We start from the raw sequence: 12,234 nt of genomic DNA, 5'->3' as shown, positions 1-12,234 counted from the left end.
CAATTAGATGCTAATATCTTGGATTGTGATGATCTTATCGATAGGTACTAAATAGTTAACAGTTCCATCGTTTACAATGATGAAGTCTGCTTGTACCTCAGTAATAGTCACTGCAGTTAGATCTGGAGCTGCTGCTACTTGAGTTGTTGGTACATAAATAACATCAATGTTCGTAGCTAGTCGTGCAGCTTGAATTAATCTCGCTCTTAAGTTTTGTGTTCCAAAAATCGCCATATAAATCTTTCTCCCTTCAGGAATAAAACAAGCTAGCTAAAATTTGTACTAGCTTTATATATAGATATGAAAAATTACAACTTGTGCATAGATGAATCGACTAGTATATGAGCGGAAATTTAAGAAGTTTAGAAGAAAGGGCTAAAACCTATTTATAGAAGATTGGGCATTAACTAGGTACATGTCTCATGCAAATAATAGCCTGCTTTAATATAGTATATTAACCCTGATGAAACGTTCAGGTACATGTATCTAATCTATAAGGAGGCAATTTAATGTCTAGCCTATTTAAAGGATCTTGCTGTGGCGGAAATGGAGAAGCTGCAGGTGGATCACGGTCAAGAAACAAGTCTTGTGTATGTGAGTTGTTAAACAACATCGCAAACACAAACGGTAATTTCTGCAGCATGGCTGCTCAGCAAAGACTTCTAATCGTATTGAAAGGTGCTTCTACACCTCTTTCTCTTGGTGGAGAAACTACACCTACTATCTTTACATTAGTTCGTTTTGACGACGACAGCAGCTGTGCAGTATTCTCTTACTTGGATGCAACGACTGCGTTAAACCAAACGTTTGTAATCGACTGTCGCTGCATTTGTGGTATCGTATGCGTACCACAAACTACAGGAAACGGCGCAGGAGCTCTAGGTTAATAGAGACTGCAATTACCAAACGGCTTACCTTCCCATTGAGAGCAAGGTAAAACGTCAAAAAACCCCTTCGGAGCCCATTGTGAGCCTTCGAAGGGGTTTTTATTATCATTTAATTATCTAGCGATTGTGTTATAACCACTATCCACGTGAAGAATTTCTCCCGTGATTCCACGAGCCAAGTCACTCATCAAGAACAGTGCAGCATCGCCTACTTCTTCTTGTGTATTTGCTTTACGAAGTGGTGATTTTTCTTCGATCTCTTTTAGTACAGAGTTAAAGTCACCGATTCCTTTTGCAGCAAGAGTACGGATTGGACCAGCTGAAATCGCATTAACACGTATACCATCTTTACCTACGTCACTTGCAAGATACTTCACACTTGCATCTAGTGAAGCTTTTGCCACACCCATAACGTTGTAGTTAGAAACTACTCTTTCTCCACCAAGGTATGTTAGCGTCACGATGCTTCCGCCTTCTGTCATTAGTGGACGAGCTTCTTTAACTACAGCAGTGAGTGAATAGGATGAAATATTATGAGCAAGAAGAAAACCTTCACGCGTTGTATTTAAATACTCGCCTTTTAGTTCTTCTGTGTTGGCAAAAGCGATACAATGAGCAAGTCCATGGATCACGCCAACTTCTTCTTTTAATGTAGCGAAAGTCTTTTTAATTTCTTCATCATTCGTAATATCACAAGGAAGGACGATTGAATCATTTCTTCCTAGTGACTCTGCTAGATCTCGAACATTCTTCTCTAATCTTTCGCCTGCATATGTAAATACTAGGCGGGCACCTGCGTTTGAAAGAGATTGTGCAATTCCCCAAGCAATACTTCTCTTATTTGCAACACCCATTACTACAAACGTTTTGTTTTCTAATGATAGCTGATACATATAAAGCTTCCTCCCCATCAATCTGTTCATTTTATTTATTAGTAATTGTTATTAGTACCAAGTCCTAATTAGTATAACAGAAGTAGAGAGGATTTTCACTATTAACCTTTACTAGTCTGAATATCTTTCACTTCAAAACCGCATGAATCACAGCGATAAATCACATTTTGATTCGATTGAGCGATTAAGACCTCTCCATTAAGATCATGTTCTTTTCCGCATTTTGGACAATGAACAACTGGCATCATATCATTTCAACTCCCTATATTTTATCTTTACGCTTAGCATGCTCATTTTTATAGTAATTTAGGACTTATCTTTTTTAGGCAAACAAAAAGCACTGACTTAAAAGCCAGTGCTTTTTGAATTAACCTAATATTTGTCTCATCTGCAGCACTTGTTGCTTACTGCCCGTCACAACCATTTTATCTCCTAATAAAATCTCGGTATCACCGTGCGGAACGATTGACTCTTTTCCTCGGTAGATACGAACGATAATGCTATCCCCAAGAAAAGGAAAGTTTCTTAAAGCTGTTCTGTGGTAAGCACTGTTTTCGACAAGAATTTCATTCAGACTATTATCTGACGTTGTAAGGATATCCACTACCGCAGGATTTTCGATTAACGCTTTTAGTAACACTTGAGAAGAAAAGTAAACAGAATATACTTCAATCCCTTTGTCTTTAAGTGCATCCCTCTTTAGTGGATCCTCAATACGAGCAACAACTCGTTCCACCCCTTCCTCTTTTGCAATCAGAGCAAGGTTTTCATTTGTTTCATCGCTTCCTGTTGCTAATACAATAATATCTGTATCAAAAACATTTGCCTGCATTAATGTTGTTGTTTCGTAATCATCAAGCTCTTGTATTTTAAAGCTATCCAGTTGTTTTTGGTCTTTTTCTTCTTGTTTCGTGTGATATAGTCGATATTCAAAACGAGTTTGATCAAGCTCTGTCGTTAACGGCAGTGTAAATTGATTGGCACCAACAAATACAAGTTGTTCTTTACCCGCTTCCGCTTCCTCTTTTTTCGGAAACAGTTTTTTAAAGAATATAGGTGTAATGATTGCGCTAATAACAGCCGTTAAGATTAATGCTGATGATGTTCGGGCATCAATTACATTGATTCGTTCTCCAATTTTAGCAGCAGCGATCACCAACGACAGTGTAGAAGTTAATAAGAACCCTGCAGCCGTTACCGTTTTCCAGTCATACCACTTTCGAAGGTACAAAATAGGCAAAAACTTAGAAATAAGCAACGCGATCAATAATAACGGTATCAGTGCTAATGCTTTAGGATCAGCAAATATCGAACGAATATCCAGTTCAACCCCTACCATTACAAAAAAGATAGGTATTAGAAATCCATATCCAAAAGAATCGAGTTTATGAACCAGTTGTTTATTGGGTGAAAGGAGAGAAACGAGAACCCCTGCTAAGAAAGCGCCTAATATGTTCTCTGCCCCAACCGATTCAGAAAGTCCGACCAAAACGATGATTAATGTAAAGACAGCCCGTGTATCTAGCTGTATCGTTCCTTTTGACATCGTGTCGAGAAATGATCTATGTCTCATTTGTTTCCCGACAAAATATAATAGAACTCCTGCGGCAAAAAGGATAAGTAACAGCCACATTCTGCTTGGATCTCCTGATTCCATTGAAACAAAAAGAGCAAGTAAAATCATGGTTACAAGATCAGCAATTACCGCAACTAATAAGATGATTTGACCAATGGTTGTCTTTGATAACTTTTCTTCTTTTAATGTTGGGACAACTACGCCTAGTGAGATGGTTGAGATAACAAGCGTCATAAAGAACGCACTTTCTGTAAAGCCACCCCAAACAAAAAGAAGAGATAATCCGTATGACAGGATCAGTATGAAGAGAAAAATGATGCTTGAAACGAATATACGATTCGGTTCTTTCTTCTCTGCTTTCTTTTTCTTAGAATTGGACTCGCCTGCAAAGATACTAAAATCAATTTCTAGGCCACTTAAAAACATTAAGAAAATAAAACCGAGTACGGATAAGATCTCAAGCCATGCGTCAGAATGGACGACATCAAAGCCGCTCTTTCCTAGAATAATACCTACAATGATTTCCGCTACAACAACAGGTATTACTCGCAGCCTAAATTTGTTTAGCAGAATAGGAACGAAAAATGCTGTAAGAATGACTAATACTAATGAAGTAAACGATGCATGTTCTTCCATAAAACCTCCGTCGTTTCTTTATATTATTGGTTTACTATAGTAAAGCAGAAAAAGAAATGTCAAACGATTATACTCAAAATGATTTGCAAACACTTTATTTTTAGGTAAGATAATACATGTTATTGTTTTACTTTAAGGAGTCGATCCACATGCAGAATAACCACAAGTCACCATGGCAGCAACTCGATTACAATCTTTTGTTTCTTTTGTTCTTAATGGTCATCACGAGCTGTGTTGCCATCTATAGCGCGCAGATGATGGATCAATACGGCAGCAACTTCGTCATAAAGCAGCTCGTTTGGTACGTTATCGGTGGAATTGCTGTAGTCGGTGTTATGGTATTAGATTTTGATCAGTTTAGAAAATTATCTTGGTACGTATATGGGTTCGGTATCCTGTTACTGCTTGGTATTCTAGTCGCTCCTGAGAGCATAGTTCCAAATATCAATGGTGCGCAGAGCTGGTACAGATTTGGTCCTTTCGCCTTGCAGCCTTCAGAACTTGTAAAAGTGGCTCTAGTCATAGCCATCGCCAATACAATTGCTACTCACAATGAAAAGTATATTGTTCGCACATTGCATGAAGACCTGTTATTGCTTGGTAAAATTGCGTTAATTGCTGGTTTCCCTACACTGCTTGTCCTTATGCAGCCTGACCTAGGTACGAGTCTTGTATTTATGGCGATCACAGGAAGTCTTTTATTAGTATCCGGAATTAGATGGAGAATTATTGTTATCCTTATTCTTTCCTTTATCTTGTTCATATCAATCCTAGTTTGGATATATTTTACCTTTCCACAATTTTTTGTGGATCATATTCTCGATCAGTATCAGCTTAATCGCTTCTACGCTTGGCTTGAACCGTATGAACATAAAGATGCGGGATATCATACAAGAAACGCACTACTCGCGATCGGCAGCGGAATGCTTTTTGGTAAAGGTTTCACAGAAGGTTCTGTTTATCTGCCAGAAGCACAAACTGATTTTATTTTCTCGATCATCGGTGAAGAATTTGGTTTCTTCGGAACAAGTATCGTTATTTCTCTATTCTTCTTGATGGTTTACAGAATGATCAATACCGCTCTTGAGAGCAATGAAGCTTTTGGAAGTTACTTATGTGCAGGAGTAATTGGTATGCTTACTTTCCAAGTGTTCCAGAACATTGGAATGAACATTCAAGTTATGCCGATCACAGGTATTCCCCTACCTTTCATCAGTTATGGAGGAAGTTCGATACTCGCATACATGATTGCCTTTGGGCTCGTATTAAACGTTCGATCGAGAACGACTAAATATATGTTTGAATAGCACCTGATATTTATCAGGTGTTTTTCTTTTGACTTTGAAGTATCCTAATGTTTATGAGGTGATGGACATGAAATATGATATTATCGGTGACATTCATGGATGTTTTAAGGAATACGAAGAACTTGTAACGAAGCTGGGATATCAATGGAATAACAACCTTCCTGTACATAAAGACAACCGAAAACTCGTATTTTTAGGTGACTTGATGGATCGTGGCCCAGAATCAATAAAAGTAATGGAACATGTATATGAACTTGTACAAAATGATCTAGCCCTATACTCACCAGGCAATCATTGTAACAAGCTGTATCGATACTTTTTAGGACGCAACGTTCAGATTAAACATGGACTCGAAACAACTGTTGCGGAACTTAACGCGCTCAATCCTGTTGAAAGACAAAAAGTCAGAGATCATTTTTGTACCCTTTACGAAAGTGCTCCTCTTTATCTACATCTCGATCACGGTAAGTTAGTCGTTGCTCATGCAGGAATACGAGAAGATTATGTTGGCCAAACTCATGATAGAGTAAAAACATTCGTTCTATATGGAGATATAACAGGGAAGTCAAACCCTGATGGAACCCCCGTGAGAAGAGATTGGGCAAGAAATCACTCTGGAAAAATCACCATCGTTTATGGACATACACCTGTTGAAGAAGTGCGTCATATTCAAAATACGTGGAATATTGATACAGGATGCGTCTTCGGTGGTAAGCTTAGCGCCCTTCGTTATCCTGAAATGGAGACAATTAGCGTACCGTCAGCCATGCCATATGTTCCTGAAAAGTTTCGGTCTTTTCACGATTAAAAAAGAGGAGTGCCGAGCCTATGGGCAACACTCCTCTTTTAACGTTTTAGCGCGTATTTATCATTGATTCCAAAGATTTTTCATGTCTAAAGGTAAATCAGCTTTTAACGTAATGAGCTTCTCTGAAAATGGATGGATAAATGAGGTTTTCTCACTATGTAAAGCCTGTCGTTGAATCAGTTCTAATGAACCACCATATAAGTCATCTCCAAGTAGAGGGTGACCGGTTGAAGACATATGTACTCTGATTTGGTGTGTTCTGCCTGTTTCTAATCGTAATGAGACAACGGTAAAGTTTGTTTCTTCCACATAATCTATTGTTTCATAATGAGTGATTGATCGCTGGCCATCTCCACTTACCATTCTTTCAATAATACTCTCTGGATTTCTTGCGATCGGACGATCCACCGTTCCTCTTACATCCTTTAACTCTCCGTGAACAAATGCAATATATTCCCTCTTTATCACTTTATCTTTTTGCTGTTTAGACATGAGCGAATGGGCGAATCGGTGTTTCGCTATTAATACAATACCTGATGTATCTTTGTCTAAGCGGTTTACCGCATGAAATGTACCTGGGATATCATGTTGCTGATAATAGTATAAAACGGCTGAAGCTAGAGACCCGTTTGGCTGATAAAGCGAAGGAATCGTTGGCATTCCAGCTGGTTTATGAACAGCAATAAAATGTTGATCTTCAAAAATAATGTCTAATGGTATATCTTCCGCTTCCATTGAAGAGCTTTTTGTTTCTGAAGGAAACCTTACTGTGACTTCATCACCACCGTTAAGAGCGGTTCTGACTGTTACTTCTTTTTTGTTAACAAAAAGAGCGCCGCCGTGAAACTTAATATCGGTCAGCGCTGCTTTGGAAATCTGTTTGTTTTTTAAATACTCCCGTAAAAGAATGGGAGCTTCTTCATTTTGCACATACCATGTAATTGTAAATTTATTCATATTAATCTCCGACGAATGATTCTTTAACTCTTTTCCAGAATGGAAAAGGACGAAAACGAGCAAAACGAATTTTCTCTTCAGCTACTCGATATTGTATCGACTTCACTTTTTTCTGAACTAAGAATCGATGGTCAATCGTTATATGAAAATCTACATCGTTTACTGGTTTCAATATACAAGTATGATGCTGCGGAAGAACAAGCGGCGAGCCTATCGTTCGGAATACACGATTGTTGATAGAAGCCATTTCTGATAATTGAATAGATGCAAGAGACGGGTGGATGATCGCTCCACCTAATGCTTTATTGTAAGCCGTACTTCCTGAAGGAGTTGAAATACAAAGACCATCGCCTCTGAACGTTTCAAATTTTTCTCCTTTGATCTCAACATCCATAACGAGGGATCCTTCAACACTTTTCACCGTACATTCGTTAACAGCTAGATATCTTTTTTCATCTAAACCATCAATATATCTTACTGTAACCTCAAGTAATGGATATTCAACAATTTGAAAAGGTGTTTTTGCGATATGTATAACGAGCTTTTCCACCTCTTCAGGCAGCCAGTCTGCAAAAAAGCCAAGGTGACCGGTATGAACACCAACAAAAGCAGTCTTGTCTATGCGATGCACATAATGATGGAATGCATGAAGCAAAGTTCCATCTCCACCTACTGTTATTACAATCTCTGGTTCTTTTTCTTCATAAACCAGTTCAAACTCTTCCAAATATGCCCGGATTTTTCCCGTTAAAATATTTGATTTGTTATCTCCTTTTGATACGATGGCAAATTTCATTCTCTCTCCATCCTTTATGATCCTAAATTAGTTTCATTGGATTTATCATTGCGTTCCAAAAACACAAGCTGAGCTTCTTGAATTTCCCCTTTGATCTGAGACATCTCTTCATCTAGTCTATTTGCAGCTTCTGCAGCCCTTTGCAACCTTTGACGGATATCTTCAGGAATTTGTCCCTGATACTTATAGTTCATAGAGTGTTCGATTGTAGCCCAAAAATTCATAGCCAGTGTGCGGACTTGAACTTCTACAAGAATCTTTTTTTCCCCATCTAGTACTTGAACAGGGTATTCGATAACGATATGATACGACCGATATCCACTTGGCTTCTTATGTGTGATATAGTCTCGTTCTTCAACAATAGTAAAATCATTGCGTTGACGTAACAAGTTAATCACTGTGGTAATATCGTCAGTGAACTGACACATGATCCTAAGTCCCGCTAAATCTTGAATTTCCGTTTCTAGATGTTGATCGGGAATGTTTTTTTGATAAGCTTTGTTCACGATTGACTTAATGGGTTTCACTCTTCCCGTAACGAACTCAATCGGACAATGCTGATTTGACTTTTCAAATTGCTCCCGCATACCTCTAAATTTTATTTTAAGCTCATCAACTGCTTGCTTGTACGGAATTAATAGCGCTTCCCAGTCCATGTTCATTGGGCTTTTTCCCCAGTTCCAAAAATCTTGATCACTTCGTCTTCCATCTCTTGACCATAGTTAGCATTTCCTTGTATATTGTCTGTCAAAAAGTCCATTTCTCCAGAGAAAGCAGTAAGTTCAAGCTCTTCTCTCTTTTCATTTTGAACAACGAAAACCGCATCTTTTTGGAGTGCTCTTTTCACTTCGTTCCAATGATTATTATCAATTGAGATATAAATGAATCCTTCTTCATCCTCAAGAACATAGATGAATGCTAACCCATCAGAATCTACTAGCATTCTTTCACTGTCTTTCCAATCAGAAATTCCTTTGTTTGATTCATTTTGAATAAGCAGAATCAGCTTATTTTCATTCCATGCAGTTGACTGCACATTCAATCGTCGTGGCATCATGTTAACAACCTCCTGTTTCTTCTTGTTTAGTGTAACACAAAATAGGAGTTTAATAAGAAATTGAGATGCAGTAATCGCTATGAGATAATAAGTTAACTTAAGTATAGCTATAGGGGGATAAACCAAGTGTCTCAAGAAATTGAAATTGAGTTTAAGAATTTGCTAACACAGCTTGAATTCTTAAAACTTATCGATGAGTTTGATGTTCAGCAAGAAGATTTTCATAAACAGACCAACTATTATTTTGATACCCAATACTTTGAACTTAAACACCAGAAAAGTGCTTTACGAGTTCGAACAAAAAATAATGAAAACACGCTAACGCTTAAACAAAAATTAGACAAACATATTCTTGAAACCCACCAAAATGTTTCTAAGCATATTTTTGAAGAATTATTAAAAGGAGAACCGCTGCCCTCAGGAGAAGTCTCTGATCAAATTAGTAAAATGAATATCGATGCAAAGAAAATTACATATTTAGGAGAGCTCACTACATTTCGTGTTGAGTTTCCGTATAAAGATGGCCTTCTTGTTTTAGATGAAAATCGTTATTTAGGTAAAATCGACTATGAAATAGAATACGAATCTGCCGATTATACTAGTGGACTAAATACTTTTAATGAATTGCTTTCTATTAAACAGATTCCTGTTAGAGATACAGAAAGCAAAATTGCACGATTCTTTAATGAGAGCCGTAGAAATAAGTAAAACGTTATTCCATTTAGGAGGATATCTCTTGAATATTCAGTCATATAAGGCACTTATGGAAATTCAAGCACTTCAGCAGTTGAATGTAAATGCTTCGTCTTCTTCTTTCTCTAGTATGCAAAATACATCAGCAAGTCCTTTTGCAGCATTGTTGCAAGAAGCCTATTCACATGTTGGAGGCACAAGTGATCTGGAAACTAATGTTAAGCCCAACTTTGGACAAACGCTTCATCCTTTCACTGCGTATACAAGTACACCTTACTCATTACCAGTAACACCAGCATTACCGACTTCAAGTGAAAAGTTAAGCATACCTTCTAAAAACCTAGATGAGCTGATTGAAAACACAGCTAGGAAATTTGAAGTGGATCCTAACCTTATTCGTTCAGTCATTAAACACGAATCTAATTTTAAAACAACTGCAGAAAGCCATGCAGGTGCTCAAGGGCTGATGCAACTGATGCCTGCAACGGCAAGGTCGTTAGGAGTTACTAACCCATTCGACCCTATACAAAACGTGGAAGCCGGAACAAAGTATTTAAAGATGATGCTTGATAAATATGATGGCAATCAGAAACTTGCACTTGCCGCTTATAATGCTGGTCCTGGAAACGTAGCAAAATATAATGGTATTCCCCCTTTTAAAGAAACGATTTCTTACGTTAATAAAATTATGAATACGTATCAATCACTCGTATAACCCTCAAATTCTGAGGGTTTTTTTATTGGGTTCCATACTCCATTTTATAGCGGCATTACGGAGATTTACAAACTTACGAACATCCTTCTCTATTCATATTGTTTGCTTACTATTCATGAACCTTGCTACAATAAAATTACAAATTGACGCAAGGAGCTTTTGGACCATGTTTGACGAATCAAAAACACCATATGATCTGTTAGGAGAAAAGGAAGGTATTGAAAAACTTGTTACTACTTTTTACAATCTAGTCAGTCAAGATTCATTGCTTTCTCCACTTTTTCCTGACGACTTAACAGAGACTGCCTATAAACAAACACAATTTTTAAGCCAGTTTTTTGGCGGGCCGCCACTATATACTGAGGAACATGGACATCCTATGCTTAGAGCGCGTCACATGCCTTTTCCCATAACACATGTGCACGCAAAAGCATGGATAGCCTGTATGGAAAAAGCGATGACGATTCAAAAAATAGAACCTGAATTGCAAAACATACTGTTAAGCCGATTAAAAATGACTGCTTTTCATATGGTTAATACGGAGGATTCAGAAAGGGGCGAGAATGCTGACACTGTATAATTCCAATTCCTTTTATGACGAACAAGAGAACAACAAAAACCATGCCTGTCAAAAGCCATTGGAAATCTATTCTGTCATCGATCCGCTATGCCCAGAATGCTGGTCATTAGAGCCTGTTATTAAAAAATTACAAGTCCAATACGGCCACTATTTCACATTACGCCATTTTGTTAGTGGCAGCCTGGAATCACTCAATACGTACGTACCTCGAAAAAAGGGGATTAATACCGCTGAACAAATTGCTGAGAAGTGGGAAAAAACAGCTTCCCTTTCTGGTATGAGCTGTGATGGAGATGTATGGTTGGAAAACCCCATTTCTGCCCCTCATAAAGCAACGCTAGCTATAAAAGCTGCTGAGTTACAAGGAAAGCAGCAAGGAATGAAGTTCTTAAGAAAGCTCAGAGAAAACTTATTCTTAAACAAACAAAACATTGGAAACGATGACGTATTATTAGATATAGCTCGCTCTGTTAACTTAGACGAAGATGAATTTTTAAGTGATCTTTCATCTGAAGCTACGATTAAAGCTCTTCGCTGTGATTTAAAATTTTCACAAGAAATGGATGTTACTCAAATCCCAACACTCATTGTTTTTAATGACAAAACAGATGATGATGGAATTAAAATATCTGGCTGTTATTCCTATGATGTTTATGTGCAGATCCTTAAAGAAATGACTGAGGTTCCATTGGAGCCTTCACCGCTTCCTGAATTAGAAGACTTTCTTTCTTCTTACTCATTTGTAGCTACAAAAGAGGTTTCAGTTGTATATCAGATTAGTTGTGAAGAAGCAGAAAAGAGATTAAAACGTCTCGTACTGCAGCAAAAAGTTGAACGAGTCCCTGTAAAGTACGGAACATTTTGGAGATACCTCCCCAACCGCTGATTATGTTCAGCGGTTTTTTTATTTGAGTTACTCTTGCTTGTCGAGACTGAACGAGCCACTTCCTCATTTCAGACCGATCGCTCGATCCATATAGGAGTCGGCAACCTTGCGCTTTAATCAACTTGCATAGGAAGAGAAATGAAAAATACCTAGAGGATAGCAACAGTTTGTGGAGATGAGCCTTTAATATTCGGACACGCTTTGCATATCCTTCCCCTACATGAATAAACATGTACAAAGGGAGGGAGAATTTTATGTATTTGATTATGATTTTGGTGAGTTTACTTTCACTTGCAGGGAGTTTTTATTTCTTTGTGCTCTCTCTGTTAAACATGGCACCAAAAATTTTAGCGATTCCGGGACTCTTTATCGCCGTACTTTTAACAACACTGTGTTATAACTACCGATCAAAACTAAGAAGAATAGGCTAGAACAAACATAAC

General features: G+C 37.8%; 16 protein-coding genes. 8 read left to right on the top strand and 8 right to left on the bottom strand.

The genetic code is table 11. From position 1 onward, the window contains the following. Positions 1-3: 3 nt before the first annotated feature. Positions 4-234 (bottom strand): hypothetical protein, encoded by a 231-nt coding sequence (locus tag IHV09_RS04765; RefSeq protein ID WP_197191257.1) that lies wholly within the window; start codon positions 232-234, stop codon positions 4-6. A 275-nt stretch (positions 235-509) separates the two neighbouring features. On the opposite strand from IHV09_RS04765, the gene IHV09_RS04760 reads away from it, so the two are divergent. Then, a complete protein-coding gene (locus tag IHV09_RS04760) occupies positions 510-887 on the top strand; it encodes a hypothetical protein (protein WP_197127549.1) in 378 nt (125 codons plus the stop codon). A 113-nt stretch (positions 888-1,000) separates the two neighbouring features. Here IHV09_RS04760 and fabI read toward each other — a convergent pair whose 3' ends face one another. From fabI to IHV09_RS04745, 3 genes are all read right to left on the bottom strand, one after another. After that, positions 1,001-1,780 carry an enoyl-ACP reductase FabI gene (gene fabI / locus IHV09_RS04755; RefSeq protein WP_066393169.1) on the bottom strand — a complete coding sequence of 260 codons (780 nt, stop codon included), beginning with the start codon at positions 1,778-1,780 and terminating at the stop codon, positions 1,001-1,003. A 101-nt stretch (positions 1,781-1,881) separates the two neighbouring features. After that, positions 1,882-2,028 carry a hypothetical protein gene (locus IHV09_RS04750; RefSeq protein ID WP_197191259.1) on the bottom strand — a complete coding sequence of 49 codons (147 nt, stop codon included), beginning with the start codon at positions 2,026-2,028 and terminating at the stop codon, positions 1,882-1,884. Between the two features lie 119 nt (positions 2,029-2,147). Beyond that, the gene (locus IHV09_RS04745) at positions 2,148-3,992 is read right to left on the bottom strand and encodes a monovalent cation:proton antiporter family protein (RefSeq protein WP_197263751.1); all 1,845 of its coding nucleotides are present in this window, start codon (positions 3,990-3,992) and stop codon (positions 2,148-2,150) included. Positions 3,993-4,141: 149 nt separating this feature from the next. Here IHV09_RS04745 and IHV09_RS04740 point away from each other — a divergent pair, with 149 nt between their 5' ends. Next, positions 4,142-5,299, top strand: coding sequence for an FtsW/RodA/SpoVE family cell cycle protein (locus IHV09_RS04740; RefSeq protein WP_197127546.1), 1,158 nt, complete (start codon positions 4,142-4,144; stop codon positions 5,297-5,299). A gap of 67 nt (positions 5,300-5,366) precedes the next feature. Beyond that, entirely contained in the window at positions 5,367-6,107 is a 741-nt protein-coding gene (gene prpE, locus IHV09_RS04735) for a bis(5'-nucleosyl)-tetraphosphatase PrpE (RefSeq protein WP_197263750.1), read from the top strand. A gap of 60 nt (positions 6,108-6,167) precedes the next feature. Here prpE and IHV09_RS04730 read toward each other — a convergent pair whose 3' ends face one another. From IHV09_RS04730 to IHV09_RS04715, 4 genes are read right to left on the bottom strand one after another with little or no spacing between them, the layout of a single operon-like run. Further along, positions 6,168-7,064: an RluA family pseudouridine synthase gene (locus IHV09_RS04730; protein WP_197263749.1), complete on the bottom strand. Its 897-nt coding sequence runs from the start codon at positions 7,062-7,064 to the stop codon at positions 6,168-6,170. Position 7,065: 1 nt separating this feature from the next. Next, complete coding sequence (locus IHV09_RS04725) at positions 7,066-7,860, bottom strand: NAD kinase (protein WP_197263748.1); 795 nt, start codon at positions 7,858-7,860, stop codon at positions 7,066-7,068. A 14-nt stretch (positions 7,861-7,874) separates the two neighbouring features. Beyond that, a complete protein-coding gene (locus tag IHV09_RS04720; protein WP_197128202.1) occupies positions 7,875-8,516 on the bottom strand; it encodes a GTP pyrophosphokinase in 642 nt (213 codons plus the stop codon). Between the two features lie 2 nt (positions 8,517-8,518). Then, complete coding sequence (locus tag IHV09_RS04715) at positions 8,519-8,917, bottom strand: hypothetical protein (protein ID WP_197263747.1); 399 nt, start codon at positions 8,915-8,917, stop codon at positions 8,519-8,521. A 126-nt stretch (positions 8,918-9,043) separates the two neighbouring features. On the opposite strand from IHV09_RS04715, the gene IHV09_RS04710 reads away from it, so the two are divergent. From IHV09_RS04710 to IHV09_RS04690, 5 genes are all read left to right on the top strand, one after another. Continuing rightward, complete coding sequence (locus tag IHV09_RS04710; RefSeq protein ID WP_197263746.1) at positions 9,044-9,625, top strand: CYTH domain-containing protein; 582 nt, start codon at positions 9,044-9,046, stop codon at positions 9,623-9,625. Positions 9,626-9,653: 28 nt separating this feature from the next. Beyond that, positions 9,654-10,325, top strand: a complete 672-nt coding sequence (locus IHV09_RS22610; RefSeq protein ID WP_255520067.1) for a lytic transglycosylase domain-containing protein — start codon at positions 9,654-9,656, stop codon at positions 10,323-10,325. A 166-nt stretch (positions 10,326-10,491) separates the two neighbouring features. Beyond that, the gene (locus tag IHV09_RS04700; RefSeq protein ID WP_197263745.1) at positions 10,492-10,905 is read left to right on the top strand and encodes a globin; all 414 of its coding nucleotides are present in this window, start codon (positions 10,492-10,494) and stop codon (positions 10,903-10,905) included. Beyond that, positions 10,889-11,791, top strand: coding sequence for a ClpXP adapter SpxH family protein (locus tag IHV09_RS04695; RefSeq protein ID WP_197127539.1), 903 nt, complete (start codon positions 10,889-10,891; stop codon positions 11,789-11,791). The genes IHV09_RS04700 and IHV09_RS04695 overlap by 17 nt, the downstream gene beginning before the upstream one ends. 254 nt (positions 11,792-12,045) lie before the next feature. Further along, positions 12,046-12,222: a hypothetical protein gene (locus IHV09_RS04690; protein ID WP_197127538.1), complete on the top strand. Its 177-nt coding sequence runs from the start codon at positions 12,046-12,048 to the stop codon at positions 12,220-12,222. Positions 12,223-12,234: the final 12 nt, after the last annotated feature.

This window comes from Fictibacillus sp. 23RED33, from assembly GCF_015903925.1.
Lineage (GTDB): Bacteria > Bacillota > Bacilli > Bacillales > Fictibacillaceae > Fictibacillus > Fictibacillus phosphorivorans.
This window is presented reverse-complemented; position numbering and strand designations above follow the sequence as displayed.

Bases quoted from the DNA above. Each gene is read 5' to 3' on its own strand.
- IHV09_RS04700 (WP_197263745.1), top strand. From the start codon at position 10,492: ATGTTTGACGAATCAAAAACACCATATGATCTGTTAGGAGAAAAGGAA.
- IHV09_RS04745 (WP_197263751.1), bottom strand. From the start codon at position 3,992: ATGGAAGAACATGCATCGTTTACTTCATTAGTATTAGTCATTCTTACA.
- IHV09_RS04695 (WP_197127539.1), top strand. From the start codon at position 10,889: ATGCTGACACTGTATAATTCCAATTCCTTTTATGACGAACAAGAGAAC.
- IHV09_RS04750 (WP_197191259.1), bottom strand. From the start codon at position 2,028: ATGATGCCAGTTGTTCATTGTCCAAAATGCGGAAAAGAACATGATCTT.
- IHV09_RS04720 (WP_197128202.1), bottom strand. From the start codon at position 8,516: ATGGACTGGGAAGCGCTATTAATTCCGTACAAGCAAGCAGTTGATGAG.
- IHV09_RS04740 (WP_197127546.1), top strand. From the start codon at position 4,142: ATGCAGAATAACCACAAGTCACCATGGCAGCAACTCGATTACAATCTT.
- IHV09_RS04725 (WP_197263748.1), bottom strand. From the start codon at position 7,860: ATGAAATTTGCCATCGTATCAAAAGGAGATAACAAATCAAATATTTTA.
- IHV09_RS04690 (WP_197127538.1), top strand. From the start codon at position 12,046: ATGTATTTGATTATGATTTTGGTGAGTTTACTTTCACTTGCAGGGAGT.
- prpE (WP_197263750.1), top strand. From the start codon at position 5,367: ATGAAATATGATATTATCGGTGACATTCATGGATGTTTTAAGGAATAC.
- IHV09_RS04730 (WP_197263749.1), bottom strand. From the start codon at position 7,064: ATGAATAAATTTACAATTACATGGTATGTGCAAAATGAAGAAGCTCCC.
- IHV09_RS04765 (WP_197191257.1), bottom strand. From the start codon at position 234: ATGGCGATTTTTGGAACACAAAACTTAAGAGCGAGATTAATTCAAGCT.
- IHV09_RS04760 (WP_197127549.1), top strand. From the start codon at position 510: ATGTCTAGCCTATTTAAAGGATCTTGCTGTGGCGGAAATGGAGAAGCT.
- IHV09_RS04715 (WP_197263747.1), bottom strand. From the start codon at position 8,917: ATGATGCCACGACGATTGAATGTGCAGTCAACTGCATGGAATGAAAAT.
- fabI (WP_066393169.1), bottom strand. From the start codon at position 1,780: ATGTATCAGCTATCATTAGAAAACAAAACGTTTGTAGTAATGGGTGTT.